Consider the following 16,119-nt stretch of genomic DNA (forward strand, 5'->3'; position numbering starts at 1 on the left):
CATGCAATTGATCTGGCTGCGCAGCGACTTGCGCCAACACGACAACACTGCCCTCGCGGCCGCCGCAGCCCGCGGCCCGACCGTGGCCGTGTACCTGTTGAGCCCGCAGCAGTGGCTGGAACACGACGATGCCGCGTGCAAGGTCGACTTCTGGTTACGCAATCTCAAAGAACTGAGCAACAGCCTCGGCGAGCTGAACATCCCCTTGTTGATCCGCACTGCCAATCATTGGGATCAGGCTCCAGCGGAGCTGCTCAAGCTGTGCCGCGAACTGAAGGTCGAAGCGGTTCACGTCAACGAAGAATACGGCGTCCACGAAAGTCGTCGCGATGCCGCCGTGGCGGAAAGCCTGCAGGCCGAAGGCATCGAGTTTCACAGCTACCTCGATCAACTGCTGTTCAAACCCGGCACCGTGCTGACCAAAACCGACACCTATTTCAAGGTGTTCAGCCAGTTCAGAAAGGTCTGCTACGAACGCCTGCACCGCTCCATGCCGGCGCTGGTCAAGGCGCCCGGCAAACAGGCAACACTCAAGGTCGACAGCGACCCGATTCCTGACTCGGTCAAAGGCTTCGCCACCCCGAGCGAATCCTTGCAAGCCTTGTGGCCGGCCGGCGAAGAAGAAGCGCGCCGCCGCTTGGACACCTTCACCGACGCGCAGATCGAATACTACAAAAGCGAACGCGACTTCCCGGCCAAACCCGGCACCAGTCAGCTCTCGGCGTACCTCGCCGCTGGCGTGATCTCACCGCGCCAATGCCTGCACGCCGCGCTGCAAAGCAATCAGGGCGAATTCGAAAGCGGCAACGTCGGCGCTGTCACCTGGATCAACGAACTGCTCTGGCGCGAGTTCTATAAACACATTCTGGTTGGCTATCCACGGGTCTCGCGTCACCGTGCTTTCCGCCCGGAAACCGAGGCATTGGCCTGGCGTGATGCACCGGAGGAACTCAAGGCCTGGCAAGAGGCGCGCACCGGCCTGCCGATCATCGACGCGGCGATGCGCCAATTGCTCGAAACCGGCTGGATGCACAACCGTCTGCGCATGGTCGTGGCGATGTTCCTGACCAAGAACCTGTTGATCGATTGGCGTGAAGGCGAGCGCTTTTTCATGCGTCATCTGATCGACGGCGATCTGGCGGCGAACAACGGTGGCTGGCAATGGAGCTCCTCGACCGGCACCGACTCCGCGCCGTACTTCCGCATTTTCAATCCGTTGAGCCAGTCGGAAAAATTCGACAGCGAAGGCCTGTTCATCAAGCACTGGCTGCCGGAACTCGCCGGGCTGAACAAAAAGGAAATCCACAACCCGGCCAACCTTGGCGGACTGTTTGGCGTCGCCGATTATCCGTCGCCAATCGTCAATCTCAGCGCCTCCCGTGAGCGCGCACTGGCCGCGTTCAAGCGCCTGCCATCGCGCACGGCAATGGAGGGCAGTGATGAGTGAATTCCTGCGCCGCTTCGCCCAACAATTTTGCGAGTTGAACAAAGACAACCTGCACCGGCTGGGCGAGCTGTACAGCGATGACATTCATTTCACCGACCCGTTGCACGAAGTGCAGGGGCTCAAGCAACTGCACGATTATTTCAGCGAGCTGTACGCCAACGTCAGCGAGCTGCGGTTTGATTTTCATGGCTTCGATCAGATCAGCGACGGCGAAGGCTATCTGCGCTGGGTCATGAGTTACCGCCATCCGCGCCTGGCGAGTGGTCAGGTGATTCGCGTCAGCGGCTGCTCGCATCTGCTCTGGCGCGACAAGGTTTATCGCCACCGGGATTACTTCGATGCCGGGGCGCTGTTGTATGAACATTTACCCGTATTGGGCCGGGTCATCGCCTGGCTAAAAAGGAGAATGGGATGAGTCGTACACCTCCACGGCGCTATTGGTTGACCGGGGCCAGCAGTGGCATCGGCGCGGCGCTCGCTGAAGAAATTCTGAAAAGCGGCGCGCACCTGGCGGTCAGCTCGCGCTCGGTCGCGGCACTGAAAGTCTTGTCGCAACGCTATTCGGGCCAGGTTTTAGTGGTGCCGGGGGATTTGACCAACAGTCAGACCGTGCGCGAAATCGGTGAGCAGATCGCTGAAGTCTGGGGTTCGCTGGATTCGGTGATTCTCAACGCCGGCACCTGTGAATATGTCGACGCCAAGCAGTTCGATGCGTCGATCATCGAGCACGTGGTGCGCACCAATCTGCTCGCCAGCAGCTACTGCATCGAAGCCGCCCTGCCGCTGTTGCGCAAAGGCACCGCGCCGCATCTGATCGGCGTCGCCAGTTCGGTGACGTACCTGCCGCTGCCTCGGGCCGAAGCCTATGGCGCGTCGAAGGCCGGACTGCGTTATCTGTTCGAATCGCTGCGCATCGATCTGGCGGATGAAGGCATCGAAGTCACCATCGTCAGCCCCGGTTTCGTCGAAACGCCGCTGACCGCGAAGAACGATTTCCCGATGCCGCTCAGTTGGCCTGTGGATAAAGCCGCGCGGCACATCTTCGCCAAGCTCAAGGATCGGCCACTGGAAATCGCCTTTCCGGCGCTGTTCATGGCGGCGCTGTGGCCGCTGTCGAAATTGCCCGCCAGCCTGCAACTGGCGATCGGCAAGCGCATGGTGCGTAAATCGCCGCCGCTGCGAGATCCAGCATGAAAATCGCCATCGTCGGCAGCGGGATCGCCGGGCTCACCTGCGCCCACCTGCTCAATCGCCGACATGACGTGCACGTGTTCGAGGCCAGCGACTGGGTCGGTGGCCACACGCATACGGTCGAAGTGACGGTCGACGGCCAGCAGTACGCGGTGGACACCGGGTTTATCGTGTTCAACGACTGGACGTACCCGAATTTCATCCGCTTGCTCGGCCAGCTCGGCGTGCCGTTCAAAGCCACCGAAATGAGTTTTTCGGTGAGCGACCCGGACACCGGTCTGGAGTACAACGGCAACAATCTCAACAGCCTGTTCGCCCAGCGTAGCAATCTGTTGTCGCCGGGGTTCTGGGGCATGTTGCGCGACATTCTGCGCTTCAATAAAGAAGCCCAGCGCGACCTCGCCGAGCTGCGCATTTCCAGCGACATGACCCTCAACGATTACCTGAAAGCAGGCAACTACGGCGAGCGTTTTATCCTGCATTACATCGTGCCGATGGGCGCGGCGATCTGGTCGATGCCGATGGCCGAGATGCTCAATTTTCCGCTGCAATTCTTTGTGCGCTTCTTCAAGAATCACGGGCTGTTGTCGGTGAGCAATCGTCCGCAATGGCGGGTGATCGAGGGCGGTTCCAGCGCTTACATTGCGCCGCTGACCGCCGCGTTCAAAGACAAGATCCGCCTCAATTGCCCGGTAACGCGGGTTGATCGTGACGAGCACGGCGTAGTTATCCACAGCGCGGCGGGCAGCGAGCAGTTCGACAAAGTGGTGTTCGCCTGTCACAGCGATCAGGCCCTGCAATTGCTCGCCGAGCCGAGCGATGCCGAACGCGAGATCCTCGGCGCCCTGCCCTACGCCGACAATGAAGTGGTGCTGCACACCGACACGCGTTTGCTGCCGACTCGCAAACTGGCCTGGGCCAGCTGGAATTATCGGCTCAGCGGCGCCGGCCACACTCACGCCGCCGTCACTTACGACATGAACATTCTGCAAGGCATTCAGAGCGACACCACGTTCTGCGTCAGCCTCAACCAGAGTGCCGGCATCAGTCCGTTCAAAGTGCTCGCCAGATACACCTACGCTCATCCGCAATACAGCCTAGCGGCGGTAACGGCGCAGAATCGCTGGGCGGAATTGGACGGTGCGCAACATACGCATTATTGCGGCGCTTACTGGGCCAACGGTTTCCATGAAGACGGTGTGGTCAGTGCGTTGCGCGTGGCCTCGGCGTTCGGGGAAACCTTATGAACAGCGCCCTTTACAGCGGATGGATCGGCCATCGGCGCTTCTCGCCGCGCAAGCATCAATTTCGCTACAAGATCGGCTTGCTCTATCTCGATCTCAGCGAGCAGGACGCCGTGCTCGCGCTGTCGCCGCTGGCAGGTCGCAGCCGTTTTGCGCCGTTCTCCTTTCGCGAGACTGACTACCTCAAATCCTTCACCAGTCGCGGTGTGCGTTTGATTGATGCGGTGCGCCAACAGGTCGGCGCCGCCATCGGTCACGAACCGCAAGGCGCGATCTGTCTGCTGACCCAGGCGCGCAGCTGGGGTTTGTCGTTCAATCCGGTGAGTTTCTTTTATTGCCACGAAGCCGACGGGCAACTGGCTGCGATTGTCTGCGAAGTCACCAACACGCCGTGGCGCGAGCGTTATCACTATGTGTTGCCGGCCCGTGCGCCGAGCAATCTGCAGGATTTCCACCAGCATTTTGCCGTGGCCAAGGCCTTTCACGTTTCGCCGTTTCTGCCGCGTGATCTCGAATACCGCATGAGCTTCAGCCCCGCCGCGAAAAACCTCGGCGTACACATGGCCGACTGGCAGGGCGAGGAAAAACTGTTCGACGCGACGCTCAATCTGCAACGCGAAGCCCTCGACCGTCACAGCCTGCATCGCTACCTGAAACGCTTCCCGTGGATGACCGCGAAAACCGCGTTGGCCATTTACTGGCAAGCGCTGCGGCTGTTGCTTAAACGCGTACCGATCTTTGCTCATCAGGCTGCTGACGGCAGCTTTCAAACCGCCACTGTGCCTCCCAAGGAGCACCGCCATGAAATCCTCTAGCCTGTCGGTCAGTCGGCTCAGCACCAACGGTTTGACCGGTTCGTTGCTGCGCCGTGGCGTATTGCGTCAATTGGGTCAGCTCAAACACGGGCAACTGCTGGTGGTCGAGGATGGCGAACGCTTGATGTTTGGCACGCCGGGCAGTGCCTTGCTTGGGGAAATCCATGTGCTGGATTCGGCCCTGTGGGGCATGGTTGCCAGCAACGGTTCGATCGGCGCGGGCGAGGCGTTTATCCACGGTTACTGGAGTTCGCCGGATCTGACGGCGGTGGTGCGTGTGTTCGTCAGCAACCTTGAAGTGCTCGATGCGATGGAGGGCGGACTGGCCCGCATCAGTCGGCCGTTGGTGCAGGGTCTGCACTGGCTCAATCGCAATACACGCAAGGGTTCGCAGAAGAACATCGCGGCGCATTACGACCTCGGCAACGATCTGTTCGAACAGTTTCTCGACCCGACCATGATGTATTCGGCGGCGCAGTTTCTTACCCCGGAAGACACGCTGGAGCAGGCGCAACTGAACAAACTGGAGCGCATCTGCCAGAAGCTCGCGCTCAAGCCCAGCGACCATTTGCTCGAGATTGGCACTGGTTGGGGCAGCATGGCGCTTTACGCCGCACAGAATTACGGTTGCCGCGTGACCACCACGACGCTGTCGAAAGAGCAGTACGCCTTCACCGCCCAGCGCATCGAACAACTTGGTTTGCAGGATCAAGTGACGTTGCTGCTGGAGGACTACCGCGACCTCACTGGCGAGTACGACAAACTGGTGTCGATCGAGATGATTGAAGCGGTCGGCCATCGCTTCCTGCCGACCTATTTCAAACAGTGCGCGCACTTGCTCAAGAGCAACGGTTTGATGCTGATCCAAGCGATCACCATTCGTGAGCAACGCTACGAGCAGGCCAAACGCGGCGTCGACTTCATTCAGCGCTACATCTTCCCCGGCGGCGCCCTGCCCTGTGTGCAGAAGATGCTCGAAGTGGTCAGCCGCGACACCGACATGAACCTGCTGCACATGGAGGATTTCGGCCTGCATTACGCCAAGACCCTGCGCCTGTGGCACGAGAACTTCCGCCGCGCCCATGGCCGTTTGACCGAGCTGGGTTATGACGATTATTTCCTGCGGCTGTGGGAGTTTTACCTGTGCTACTGCGAAGGTGGTTTCCTCGAACGCACCATCGGCACCGCGCAATTGCTGCTGGCCAAACCCGCGGCGATGACTGCGCCATTGCTTGGCCGCTTCGATGCTTGAGCGTGTCGCCAATGCCGTGTTGTTCCAGATTGGCTGGCTGACCTGTGTAATCGGCGGCAACAGTTTGTGGTTGTTGCTAGCGCTGGCAGTGCTGGTGATTCATCTGCGCTGGATCAGCAGTTGGGCGGCTGAAGGGCGTTTGATTTTGAGTGTGGTGATTGTCGGTACAGCGGTGGACAGCGTTTTGCGCGGCGCCGGCGTGTTTGAATTTCAGGATCAATCGCCGCTGATTCCGCTGTGGCTGATGCTGCTGTGGGCGTTGCTTGCGACCACGTTGCGGCACTGTCTGCAATGGAGTGCACGGCCCTGGTGGCTGGCGAGTGGATTGGGCGCGGTGGGTGGCGCGTTGTCGTATTACGGCGGTGGACGACTCGCCGGGGTGCAATTTCCCTACGGCGAATTACCGACGCTGATTGGCATCGGCCTGCTCTGGGCACTGTTGTTTCCGCTTTTGCACACCATGGCGCGGCGGTTGGCGGGTTGAGCGTCTGTCAGACCATTCACACGCACCGCAGCGACTGCCTTACACTGCCGCCATGAAAACCATTCCCCACCAGCAAATCACCGAGCCTGCAGTCACCTGCTCGACCTGCGCGGCGTGCTGCTGCCAGCTCGAAGTGATGCTGATCACCGATACCGGCGTGCCTGATCGCTTTATCGATACCGATGAGTGGGGCGGTGAAGTGATGCTGCGCCTGGACGACGGCTGGTGCGCGGCGCTGGATCGCGACACGATGATGTGCACGATCTACGAAAAACGCCCGCTGATCTGCCGCGAATTCGAAATGGGCGCCCCCGAGTGCCTCGAAGAACGCCAAGGCATCACCACGGCGTACCGCTGATCCAAAAAACAAAAGATCGCAGCCTTCGGCAGCTCCTACATGGGATTGTTTTTCACCTGTAGGAGCTGCCGAAGGCTGCGATCTTTTGATCTTGCTTACAACGGCATTGTGTAGTGCAGCGCGTAGCTTTCTACGCCGTCGTTACTGCTGGCCAGGCCGGCGTTGGAGTAGTGCGTCGCACGGATCCCGACTTCATGCCCGCCATTGAAACGCAGACCAAAACCGATACGGTCTTCGAACTGGAGCGAGCCGCCAATGTTGTTGGATTCGTACTTGGTGTTGGAGAACGCGGCAACGCCGATGCCCGCCTCTACATACGGTTTGACCGACTGGCCGGCAAACTCGTAAACAAATACCGGCGAGAACGACAGACTGTTGTTGCTGGAGGTTTTATCACCTTCCCAATAGGTGTAGGCGCCGCTCCAGTAACCGGTCAGGCGACCAACGTCGCTCTGCAGCCAGCTCTGATCCCAATCAAAATTCATCCCCAGGCGGTAGGTCATGGTCGAATCGCTGGTGGCCCCCACCGCAAATTCAACACCTGCCGCTTGTGCAGTAATGCTTTGCCCCATTAGTGCGGCCGCAATCGCGGCCAAGCAGAATAGTCGCTTCACTTTGAAACTTCCTTTTCCGGAACGATCGTTTGGTTTTCTGGTTAACACAACGCTATAGAAGTCTGCGCCTGAATAGAAGTTCAGACGAATTTCAGCTTATTTCACGTTTTTTTCACAAACCGAAGTTTTGCACATCACTCGCGGTTTGCCCCAGCAACGGCAAGACATTTTTGAAGGACTGCAGATCCGCGCTGGTCCAGAATCTGACCGATCGGTTCGGCCCCTCAGCCAGCAAATCGCGCTCGGCCAGCAGCCGTTGAAGTTGCCGCGCCACAGCGGCGCCGGTGTCGATCAAACTGATGTCCGCCGGGATCATCGATTTGAGCATCGGCTTGAGGAAGGGATAGTGCGTGCAACCAAGAATGATCGTGTCGCAACCGTTGGCCAGCAACGGATCGACATAACTTTTCAACAACGCGCGCAATGTGTCGCTGTGCAGGTCACCGCTTTCAATCAGCTCGACCAGCCCGGGACAAGGCTGGGTAATCACCCGTACATCGGTGGCGAAGCGATCAAGTAATGCCGCGAACTTGGCACTCTGCAAAGTGCCCGTAGTGGCGAGCACGCCGACCACACCGCTACGGGTCGCAGCCGCCGCCGGTTTCACCGCGGGTTCCATGCCGACAATCGGCCAGTCCGGGTAATCACGACGCAAATCGGCAACCCCGGCGACGGTCGCCGTGTTGCAAGCCAACACCAACGCCTTGGCGCCCTGCTCGCGGAAAAACCCGGCCATCACGCTGCAACGCTGGCGGATAAATTCCGGGGTTTTCTCGCCGTAGGGAATGTGCCCGCAATCGGCGACATAGAGCAGCGATTCGTTGGGCAACAACTGCTGGATTTCTGCCAGTACCGACAGACCGCCGACACCGGAATCGAACACGCCGATCGGCGCTTCACGCATGGCGCGAGCCACAGACACTGCAACCCGGATCACGCTTGACCCGCAGCTCACGGAAACGCGAGCCCAGCGCATCGATCAGCAACAAACGGCCCACCAGCGGCTCGCCGAAACCAACCAGCACTTTCAACGCTTCAAGCGCTTGCAGACTGCCTACCAGCCCCACCAACGGCCCGACAACACCCGCTTCGCTGCAGGTCAGTTCGGCTTCGCTGCCGTGGCCGTACAAGCAGTGGTAGCAAGGGCTCTCATCGCGGCGCGGGTCGAACACCGACAACTGCCCTTCAAGGCGAATCGCCGCGCCGCTGACCAGCGGTTTGCGCGCCGCCACACACGCGGCGTTGACCGCCTCGCGCGTAGAAAAGTTATCGGAACAATCGAGCACCAGATCCACTGCCGAGACGGCCGCCGCGAGAGAATCCTCGTCCAGCGCCTGCCGATGGGCGATCAACTGGATCTCCGGATTGATCGCACTCAGACGCTTGAGCGCCGAATCGACCTTGCTCATGCCGACGCTGTCGGTGTCATGAATGATCTGGCGTTGCAGGTTGGTCAGATCGACCGTGTCGAAATCCGCCAGATGCAACTCACCGACACCCGCCGCCGCCAGATACAAGGCGACCGGCGCGCCGAGACCACCGAGGCCGACGATCAGCACGCGACTGTCCTTGAGCTTCAACTGGCCATCGATGTCGATGTGTTGCAGCAGAATCTGCCGGCTGTAGCGCAGCAATTCCTGATCATTCAGCACGGCAGGCGTCCCAGACTGATGCGTTGATGACCGCCCAGATCGGTGCGGCTGTGGACTTCTTCAAAACCGCGCGTCAGCAACAAATCGCGCACGGCTTCGGCTTGATCATAGCCATGTTCGAGCATCAGCCAGCCACCGGCCTCCAGATACTCCGGGGCCTGTTCGACGATCAAGCGCAGATCATCGAGGCCGTCTTCACCGGCGACCAAGGCGCTGGCCGGTTCGAAGCGCACATCGCCTTCGACCAGATGCGGATCGGCCGCCGCAATATACGGCGGGTTGCTGATGATCAACTGAAAACGCTGACCGGCCAGCGAGCTGAACCAATGGCTGCTCAGCACCGTGGCGTTGTTCAAATGCAGGCGCTGACGATTGCGTTCGGCCAGTGCCACGGCTTCGAGCACGCGATCCACCGCCGTGACTTTCCACGCCGCACGCTCGCTGGCCAAGGCCAAGGCAATCGCGCCGCTGCCAGTGCCGAGGTCGAGCACTTTAGCCGGCGTCGCGGGCAGCAATTCCAGCGCCGCTTCCACCAGCAATTCAGTGTCCGGACGCGGGATCAGCGTGTGCGGCGCGACTTCCAGATCGAGTTTCCAGAAACCCTGCTGACCAAGAATGTAGGCCACCGGCTCACCGCCACGGCGACGTTGCAGATACTCGGCAAAGGTCAGCGCCGCGTCACTCGGCACGATGCGCTCGGGCCAGGTGTGCAGAAAACTGCGCGACTTGCCCAGTGCAGCGGCCAGAAGCAATTCGGCGTCCAGACGCGCAGTGGGCGAGTCCGGCAGTTCGGCGGCGCGCAACAGGCTGGCAATGATGGTCATTTATTCACCTATCGCTGCGAGTTGATCAGCCTGGTATTCGGCCAGCAACGGCTCGATCACCGCATCAACGCCACCGGCGAGAATTTCATCAAGGGAATACAAGGTCAGGTTGACGCGATGGTCGGTAACCCGGCCCTGAGCAAAGTTGTAGGTGCGAATGCGTTCAGAGCGATCGCCGGAACCGACCAGCAATTTGCGCTCGCTGGCGATGGCATTCGCCGCCGCTGCGGTTTGCTGATCGTTGAGTTTCGCCGACAGCCAGGCCATCGCCCGCGCACGGTTCTTGTGCTGGGAACGCTCTTCCTGACACTCGACGACGGTGCCGGTCGGAATGTGCGTGATGCGGATCGCCGAGTCGGTGGTGTTGACGTGCTGACCGCCGGCCCCGGAGGAGCGGAACGTGTCGACGCGTAAATCCGCCGGGTTGATCTCGATCGCTTCGCGCTCGTCCGGCTCGGGCAATACCGCCACGGTGCACGCGGAGGTGTGGATACGGCCCTGGGATTCGGTGGCGGGTACACGCTGTACGCGGTGCGCGCCGGATTCGAATTTCAGTTTGCCGTAAACGTTGTCGCCTTCGATGCGCGCGATGACTTCTTTATAGCCGCCGTGTTCGCCTTCGTTTTCCGAGAGGATTTCTACGCGCCAGCCACGGCGTTCGGCATAACGCGAGTACATGCGGAACAGATCGCCGGAGAAGATCGCCGCCTCGTCGCCACCGGTGCCGGCGCGAATTTCGAGGAAGACGTTGCGGCCGTCATTCGGATCCTTCGGCAGCAACATGCGTTGCAGATCGGCTTCCAGGGTGATCAGCGATTCCTTGGCTTCGCGGACTTCTTCCACGGCCATTTCACGCATGTCCGGGTCGTTGTCCTTGAGCAGCGCCTGCGCGCTTTCAAGATCGCTTTGTACGCTGAGGAGCTTTTTATAGCCTTGTACGACCGGCTCGATTTCGGCGTATTCCTTGGAATAGGCGCGGAATTTGCTCTGATCGGCAATGACTTCGCCGTCGCCGAGCAGCGCGGTCAGTTCCTCGAAACGATCCTGGAGGATGTCCAGCTTATTGTGCAGTGACGCTTTCATTGCGGTTTTTTATCCGAAAAGCTATCCGGTGAGCCCTCGAGGGCAAAGAGTTCCTGGGCCATGGCCAGCGCATCGAGGCGGCCTTCGGCAGAAAGCTTTTTCAGTTGCACGCTGGGCGCATGCAACAGTTTATTGGTCAGACCACGGGCCAGTTGCCCGAGCACGTCTTCGGCGTTGCCGCCATTGGCCAGCAGACGCAGGGCTTTTTGCAGCTCTTCGTCACGCAGGCGTTCGCTCTGTTGACGATAGGCCTTGAGCACATCAACCGCCGCGAGTTCGCGCAGGCGCACCATGAAATCGTCGGCGCCGACCGAAACCATCTCTTCAGCCGCTTGCGCTGCACCCTGACGGCTCTTGAGGTTTTCGGCGACCACTTCGTGGAGATCGTCGACGCTATACAGGTAAACATCGTCCAGTTCGCCGACTTCCGGTTCGATATCCCGGGGAACCGCGATGTCGACCATGAAGATCGGTTTGTGCTTGCGCAGCTTCAGAGCGCTTTCCACCGCGCCTTTGCCGAGAATCGGCAACTGACTGGCGGTCGAACTGATGACGATGTCGCTGCGCACCAGTTCTGCCGGGATGTCCGAGAGCAGCACTGCATGGGCGCCGAATTGTTCGGCGAGCAGACTGGCACGTTCGAGCGTGCGATTGGCGACGACGATGCGCTTGACGCCCAGCTCGTGCAAATGGCGGGCGACCAGCGTGATGGTCTCGCCGGCGCCGATCAGCAAGGCCTGGCTGCGTTGCAAATCACTGAAAATCTGTTTGGCCAGACTGACGGCAGCAAACGCCACCGATACCGGGTTTTCGCCAATCGCCGTGTCGGTACGCACCTGCTTGGCGGCATTGAACGTCGCCTGAAACAATCGCCCCAGCAACGGGCCGATGGTGCCAGCCTCACGGGCCACGGCGTAGGCCGATTTCATTTGGCCGAGAATCTGCGGTTCGCCCAACACCAGCGAGTCGAGCCCGGAGGCGACGCGCATCATGTGACGAACTGCCGCATCATCTTCATGCACATAAGCACTCGCGCGCAGCTCATCGAGGCTTAAATGATGGTAATCAGCCAGCCAGCGCAAGACGACATCGGCAGAAAGCTGATCCTGTTCTATATAAAGCTCACTGCGATTGCAGGTGGAGAGGATCGCGGCTTCGCGGCTGTCGGTCAGTCGGCAAAGCTGCTGCAAGGCCTCCACCAGTTGCTCAGGCGTAAAAGCCACGCGCTCGCGGACGTCTACTGAAGCAGTCTTGTGGTTGATACCGAGTGCAAGGAAGGCCATTCAAAGTCGCTGGTGGTGACGTGAAGCCGGCAATTGTCCTACTTCGTCAGATTCAGAACAACTACCGCTGACTATTGTCCCAATGGTCAGTCCCTATAATGGGCACAATTTGGCTCCTTGCAGGAGCTGCCGCAGGCTGCGATCTTTTGATTGATCGTTCCCACGCTCGGCGTGGGAATGCAGCCCGGGACGCTCCGCGTCTCAAACAACGTCAAAAGATCACAGCCTGCGGCAGCTCCTACAGGGCGATAAGCCGTAAATTGCCTGAGCGGTTATGTTTGGCCGAAGGCTTGTGTCATGATGATCCGACCGCAGGTTAGTCGTCCTCTTCCTATATGAATAGATCTTCCGCGTTGCTCCTCGCTTTTGTCTTCCTCAGCGGCTGCCAGGCCTTGGCACCCGTGTCGCCGGACGGTACGCCGCCGGTCGAAGACACCACGCCCGCGCCTGAAAAGCCCAAGGTTTACAGCTCGTTCAGCGAGGAAACCGTCTTCAGCCTGTTGAGCGCCGAACTCGCCGGCCAGCGCAATCGCTTCGATATTGCGCTGGATAACTACGTGACTCAGGCGATCAATACGCAAGATCCGGGTGTTTCCGAGCGTGCGTTCCGCATCGCCGAATATCTGGGCGCCGATCAACCGGCCCTCGATACCGCGCTGATCTGGGCGAAAAACGCTCCGGAAGACCTCGAAGCGCAACGCGCCGCCGCCGTGCAACTGGCGCGCGCCGGGCGTTACGACGACTCTATGGTCTATATGGAGAAAGTCCTGCAGGGCAAGGGCGACACCCATTTCGACTTCCTCGCCCTGTCGGCGGCTGACACTGATCAAGAAACCCGCAACGGTCTGATGAAAAGTTTTGACCGTTTATTGCAACGCCACCCGAACAACAGTCAGCTGATTTTCGGCAAAGCCCTGCTGTTGCAACAGGACGGCGACAATAAAGCGGCCCTGACCCTGCTCGAAGACCATCCGCCGGAAGAAGGCGAGATCGCCCCGATTCTGCTGCGCGCACGCCTCCTGCAAGTGATGAACCGTGGCGACGAAGCGCTGCCGCTGCTGCGAAAAAACATCAAGAAATACCCGGACGACAAACGCCTGCGCCTGACTTACGCGCGCATGCTGGTTGAGCAAGACCGGATGGACGACGCCAAAGTCGAATTCTCCAGCCTCGTTCAGCAATACCCGGAAGACGACGAACTGCGTTACTCGCTGGCGCTGGTGTGCCTCGAAGCCAAGGCCTGGGACGAGGCCAAGGGCTATCTGGAAGACTTGATCGCCCGTGAAAGCCACGTCGATTCGGCCCACCTGAACCTCGGCCGCATCGCCGAAGAGCGTAACGATCCGCAAGGCGCGCTCATCGAGTACGCCCAGGTCGGCCCGGGCAACGACTATCTGCCGGCGCAGTTGCGTCAGGCCGATATTCTGATGAACAACGGCAAAACCGCTGAAGCGCAAAGCAAACTGGCGGCGCAGCGTGACGAAGAGCCGGATTACGCGATCCAGTTGTATCTGATCGAAGCGGAAACCCTGTCGGCCAATAAACAGGACGACAAGGCCTGGAAAGTCTTGCAGCAAGCGTTGCTGCAATACCCGGACGACCTGAATTTGCTCTACACCCGCGCCATGCTCGCGGAAAAACGCAATGACCTCGGGCAGATGGAAAAAGACCTGCGCCTGATCATCAAGCGTGATCCGGACAACGCCATGGCGCTGAATGCGCTGGGTTACACCCTCTCCGACCGCACGACCCGCTACGCTGAAGCGAAAACGCTGATCGAGCAGGCGCACCAGATCAATCCGGAAGACCCGGCCGTACTCGACAGCCTCGGCTGGGTGAATTACCGCTTGGGCAATCTGGACGACGCCGAGAAATATCTGCGTCAGGCGCTGGAGCGTTTCCCTGATCACGAAGTCGCCGCGCATCTGGGCGAAGTGTTGTGGGCCAAGGGCAACCAGCGTGAAGCCAAACAAATCTGGGGCAAATTCCTCAAGGATCAGCCCGACAGCACCATTCTGCGCAGCACCATCAAGCGCCTGACCGGATCCGAGACTCTTTAACTCATGTTTTTGCGCCACGTTATTGTTTTCAGCTTCATCGCCCTCCTGGCTGGTTGCTCGGGTTTTGGTACTCGTGAATCGGTCGAGGGCCACGGCAGCCCGGCTCAATGGGCGGCGAACAAACAGCAACTGACCGGCCTCGATGGCTGGCAGATCGACGGCAAGATCGGCATCCGCGCACCGAAAGATTCCGGTAGCGGCACGCTGTTCTGGCTGCAACGTCAGGATTACTACGACATTCGTCTGTCCGGCCCGTTGGGTCGTGGCGCTGCACGCCTGACCGGACGGCCGGGCAAGGTGTCGCTGGAAGTCGCCAATCAGGGTCGCTACGAATCGCAATCGCCGGAAGCCCTGCTCGAAGAGCAACTGGGCTGGAAGTTGCCGGTGTCGAATCTGGCCTGGTGGGTGCGTGGCCTGCCGGCTCCGGACACTAAAAGTCGCCTGAACCTGGACGCCGACAGCCGTCTGGCCAGCCTGGAACAGGACGGCTGGAAAGTTGAGTACACCGCGTACACCGAACAAAACGGTTACTGGTTGCCCGAGCGCATCAAGCTGCACGGCACCGACCTCGACGTCACGCTGGTGATCAAGACCTGGCAACCGCGCAAGTTGGGGCAATAACGCATGACCGCTGCACGTCTGACCCTGCCCTCGCCGGCCAAACTGAACCTGATGCTGCACATTCTTGGTCGCCGTGAAGACGGTTATCACGAGTTGCAGACGCTGTTTCAGTTTGTCGATTACGGCGATGAAATCACTTTTGCCGTGCGCGATGACGGCGTGATTCAGCTGCACACCGAATTTGCCGGCGTGCCGCATGACAGCAATCTGATCGTGCGCGCAGCAAAAATGCTTCAGCAACAATCGGGTTGTACGCTGGGTATCGACATCTGGATCGACAAAATTCTGCCCATGGGCGGCGGCATCGGTGGCGGCAGCTCGAACGCGGCGACCACCTTGCTCGGTCTGAATCACTTGTGGCAGCTGGGCTGGGATGAAGATCGCCTGGCGGCACTGGGTCTGACGCTTGGCGCCGACGTGCCGGTTTTCGTCCGTGGTCACGCGGCTTTTGCCGAGGGCGTGGGCGAGAAACTCACCCCGGTCGATCCGGAAGAACCGTGGTATCTGGTGCTCGTACCGCAAGTCTCTGTAAGTACGGCAGAAATTTTTTCCGATCCTTTGTTGACACGTAACACGCCGCCCATTAAAGTGCGCCCCGTTCCCGAGGGAAACAGTCGAAATGACTGCTTGCCGGTGGTTGCAAGGCGTTATCCAGAGGTACGTAACGCATTGGATTTGTTAGGTAAATTTACCGAAGCAAAGCTCACCGGAACTGGAAGTTGTGTGTTTGGGGGCTTCCCAAGCAAAGCTGAAGCTGATAAAGTCTCGGCCCTTCTGACAGAGACCCTTACAGGGTTTGTAGCGAAAGGAAGCAACGTTTCGATGTTGCATCGCAAGCTGCAAAGTCTGCTCTAAAGGAACCAAGTGCACGGCACTTGATGCAACAGATACAGGGGCGTCGCCAAGCGGTAAGGCAGCAGGTTTTGATCCTGCCATGCGTTGGTTCGAATCCAGCCGCCCCTGCCATTTTCTATACTCATCCAGGTTACCCTCAGCCTCTAGGTACTGCGCGTGTCCAAGATGATGGTCTTTACGGGGAACGCTAACCCCGATCTGGCTCGGCGTGTTGTACGTCAGCTGCATATCCCTCTCGGTGACATCTCTGTCGGTAAGTTTTCCGACGGCGAAATTACAGCCGAGATCAATGAAAACGTTCGCGGTAAAGACGTTTTCATTATTCAGCCGACTTGC

18 protein-coding genes and 1 tRNA gene are annotated in these 16,119 nt (G+C 59.4%); 13 read left to right on the plus strand and 6 right to left on the minus strand.

Features of this window, described 5'->3' with window-relative positions; translation table 11 throughout:
- Nucleotide 1: 1 nt before the first annotated feature.
- From phrB to ACIOMO_RS24910, 8 genes are read left to right on the plus strand one after another with little or no spacing between them, the layout of a single operon-like run.
- On the plus strand, nt 2–1,447 hold the full coding sequence (phrB, locus tag ACIOMO_RS24875) for a deoxyribodipyrimidine photo-lyase (protein WP_401244117.1): 1,446 nt from the start codon (nt 2–4) through the stop codon (nt 1,445–1,447).
- Nucleotides 1,440–1,862 (plus strand): nuclear transport factor 2 family protein, encoded by a 423-nt coding sequence (locus ACIOMO_RS24880; protein ID WP_053123738.1) that lies wholly within the window; start codon nt 1,440–1,442, stop codon nt 1,860–1,862. The genes phrB and ACIOMO_RS24880 overlap by 8 nt, the downstream gene beginning before the upstream one ends.
- On the plus strand, nt 1,859–2,641 hold the full coding sequence (locus ACIOMO_RS24885) for an SDR family NAD(P)-dependent oxidoreductase (RefSeq protein WP_401244119.1): 783 nt from the start codon (nt 1,859–1,861) through the stop codon (nt 2,639–2,641). Before ACIOMO_RS24880 ends, ACIOMO_RS24885 begins: the two co-directional genes overlap by 4 nt.
- Nucleotides 2,638–3,885, plus strand: coding sequence for an NAD(P)/FAD-dependent oxidoreductase (locus ACIOMO_RS24890; RefSeq protein WP_401244121.1), 1,248 nt, complete (start codon nt 2,638–2,640; stop codon nt 3,883–3,885). The genes ACIOMO_RS24885 and ACIOMO_RS24890 overlap by 4 nt, the downstream gene beginning before the upstream one ends.
- Nucleotides 3,882–4,697, plus strand: coding sequence for a DUF1365 domain-containing protein (locus tag ACIOMO_RS24895; protein ID WP_401244123.1), 816 nt, complete (start codon nt 3,882–3,884; stop codon nt 4,695–4,697). Before ACIOMO_RS24890 ends, ACIOMO_RS24895 begins: the two co-directional genes overlap by 4 nt.
- Nucleotides 4,684–5,949, plus strand: coding sequence for a cyclopropane-fatty-acyl-phospholipid synthase family protein (locus ACIOMO_RS24900; protein WP_053123746.1), 1,266 nt, complete (start codon nt 4,684–4,686; stop codon nt 5,947–5,949). The genes ACIOMO_RS24895 and ACIOMO_RS24900 overlap by 14 nt, the downstream gene beginning before the upstream one ends.
- Nucleotides 5,942–6,433 (plus strand): DUF2878 domain-containing protein, encoded by a 492-nt coding sequence (locus tag ACIOMO_RS24905; protein WP_401244125.1) that lies wholly within the window; start codon nt 5,942–5,944, stop codon nt 6,431–6,433. Before ACIOMO_RS24900 ends, ACIOMO_RS24905 begins: the two co-directional genes overlap by 8 nt.
- 52 nt (nt 6,434–6,485) lie before the next feature.
- On the plus strand, nt 6,486–6,791 hold the full coding sequence (locus ACIOMO_RS24910; RefSeq protein WP_053123751.1) for a YkgJ family cysteine cluster protein: 306 nt from the start codon (nt 6,486–6,488) through the stop codon (nt 6,789–6,791).
- Between the two features lie 95 nt (nt 6,792–6,886).
- On the opposite strand, the gene ACIOMO_RS24915 is transcribed toward ACIOMO_RS24910, so the two are convergent.
- The 6 genes from ACIOMO_RS24915 to hemA all read right to left on the minus strand — a co-directional run bounded on the left by ACIOMO_RS24915 (nt 6,887) and on the right by hemA (nt 12,247).
- A complete protein-coding gene (locus ACIOMO_RS24915; protein WP_053123753.1) occupies nt 6,887–7,405 on the minus strand; it encodes an acyloxyacyl hydrolase in 519 nt (172 codons plus the stop codon).
- 112 nt (nt 7,406–7,517) lie between these two features.
- Nucleotides 7,518–8,309: a glutamate racemase gene (murI, locus tag ACIOMO_RS24920; RefSeq protein WP_401244128.1), complete on the minus strand. Its 792-nt coding sequence runs from the start codon at nt 8,307–8,309 to the stop codon at nt 7,518–7,520.
- Complete coding sequence (locus ACIOMO_RS24925) at nt 8,302–9,057, minus strand: molybdopterin-synthase adenylyltransferase MoeB (protein WP_401244130.1); 756 nt, start codon at nt 9,055–9,057, stop codon at nt 8,302–8,304. Before ACIOMO_RS24925 ends, murI begins: the two co-directional genes overlap by 8 nt.
- Nucleotides 9,051–9,881, minus strand: coding sequence for a peptide chain release factor N(5)-glutamine methyltransferase (prmC, locus tag ACIOMO_RS24930; protein ID WP_212545509.1), 831 nt, complete (start codon nt 9,879–9,881; stop codon nt 9,051–9,053). Before prmC ends, ACIOMO_RS24925 begins: the two co-directional genes overlap by 7 nt.
- Complete coding sequence (gene prfA / locus ACIOMO_RS24935; RefSeq protein WP_053123761.1) at nt 9,882–10,964, minus strand: peptide chain release factor 1; 1,083 nt, start codon at nt 10,962–10,964, stop codon at nt 9,882–9,884.
- Complete coding sequence (gene hemA / locus ACIOMO_RS24940) at nt 10,961–12,247, minus strand: glutamyl-tRNA reductase (protein ID WP_053123763.1); 1,287 nt, start codon at nt 12,245–12,247, stop codon at nt 10,961–10,963. The genes prfA and hemA overlap by 4 nt, the downstream gene beginning before the upstream one ends.
- Before the next feature lie 335 nt (nt 12,248–12,582).
- Between hemA and ACIOMO_RS24945 the strand changes: the two genes are divergently transcribed.
- The 5 genes from ACIOMO_RS24945 to ACIOMO_RS24965 all read left to right on the plus strand — a co-directional run.
- Complete coding sequence (locus ACIOMO_RS24945; protein ID WP_159814616.1) at nt 12,583–14,307, plus strand: tetratricopeptide repeat protein; 1,725 nt, start codon at nt 12,583–12,585, stop codon at nt 14,305–14,307.
- Nucleotides 14,308–14,310: 3 nt separating this feature from the next.
- Nucleotides 14,311–14,928: a lipoprotein insertase outer membrane protein LolB gene (lolB, locus tag ACIOMO_RS24950; protein WP_053123767.1), complete on the plus strand. Its 618-nt coding sequence runs from the start codon at nt 14,311–14,313 to the stop codon at nt 14,926–14,928.
- Between the two features lie 3 nt (nt 14,929–14,931).
- A complete protein-coding gene (gene ispE / locus ACIOMO_RS24955; protein WP_053123769.1) occupies nt 14,932–15,783 on the plus strand; it encodes a 4-(cytidine 5'-diphospho)-2-C-methyl-D-erythritol kinase in 852 nt (283 codons plus the stop codon).
- Between the two features lie 36 nt (nt 15,784–15,819).
- Nucleotides 15,820–15,894 (plus strand) — tRNA-Gln (locus ACIOMO_RS24960).
- Between the two features lie 45 nt (nt 15,895–15,939).
- The coding region (locus ACIOMO_RS24965) for a ribose-phosphate pyrophosphokinase-like domain-containing protein (protein WP_401244134.1) at nt 15,940–16,119 on the plus strand (180 nt) is incomplete at its 3' end.

The organism is Pseudomonas sp. NPDC087804 (assembly GCF_044742965.1).
In the GTDB taxonomy this organism is placed as follows: Bacteria; Pseudomonadota; Gammaproteobacteria; order Pseudomonadales; family Pseudomonadaceae; genus Aquipseudomonas; species Aquipseudomonas rustica.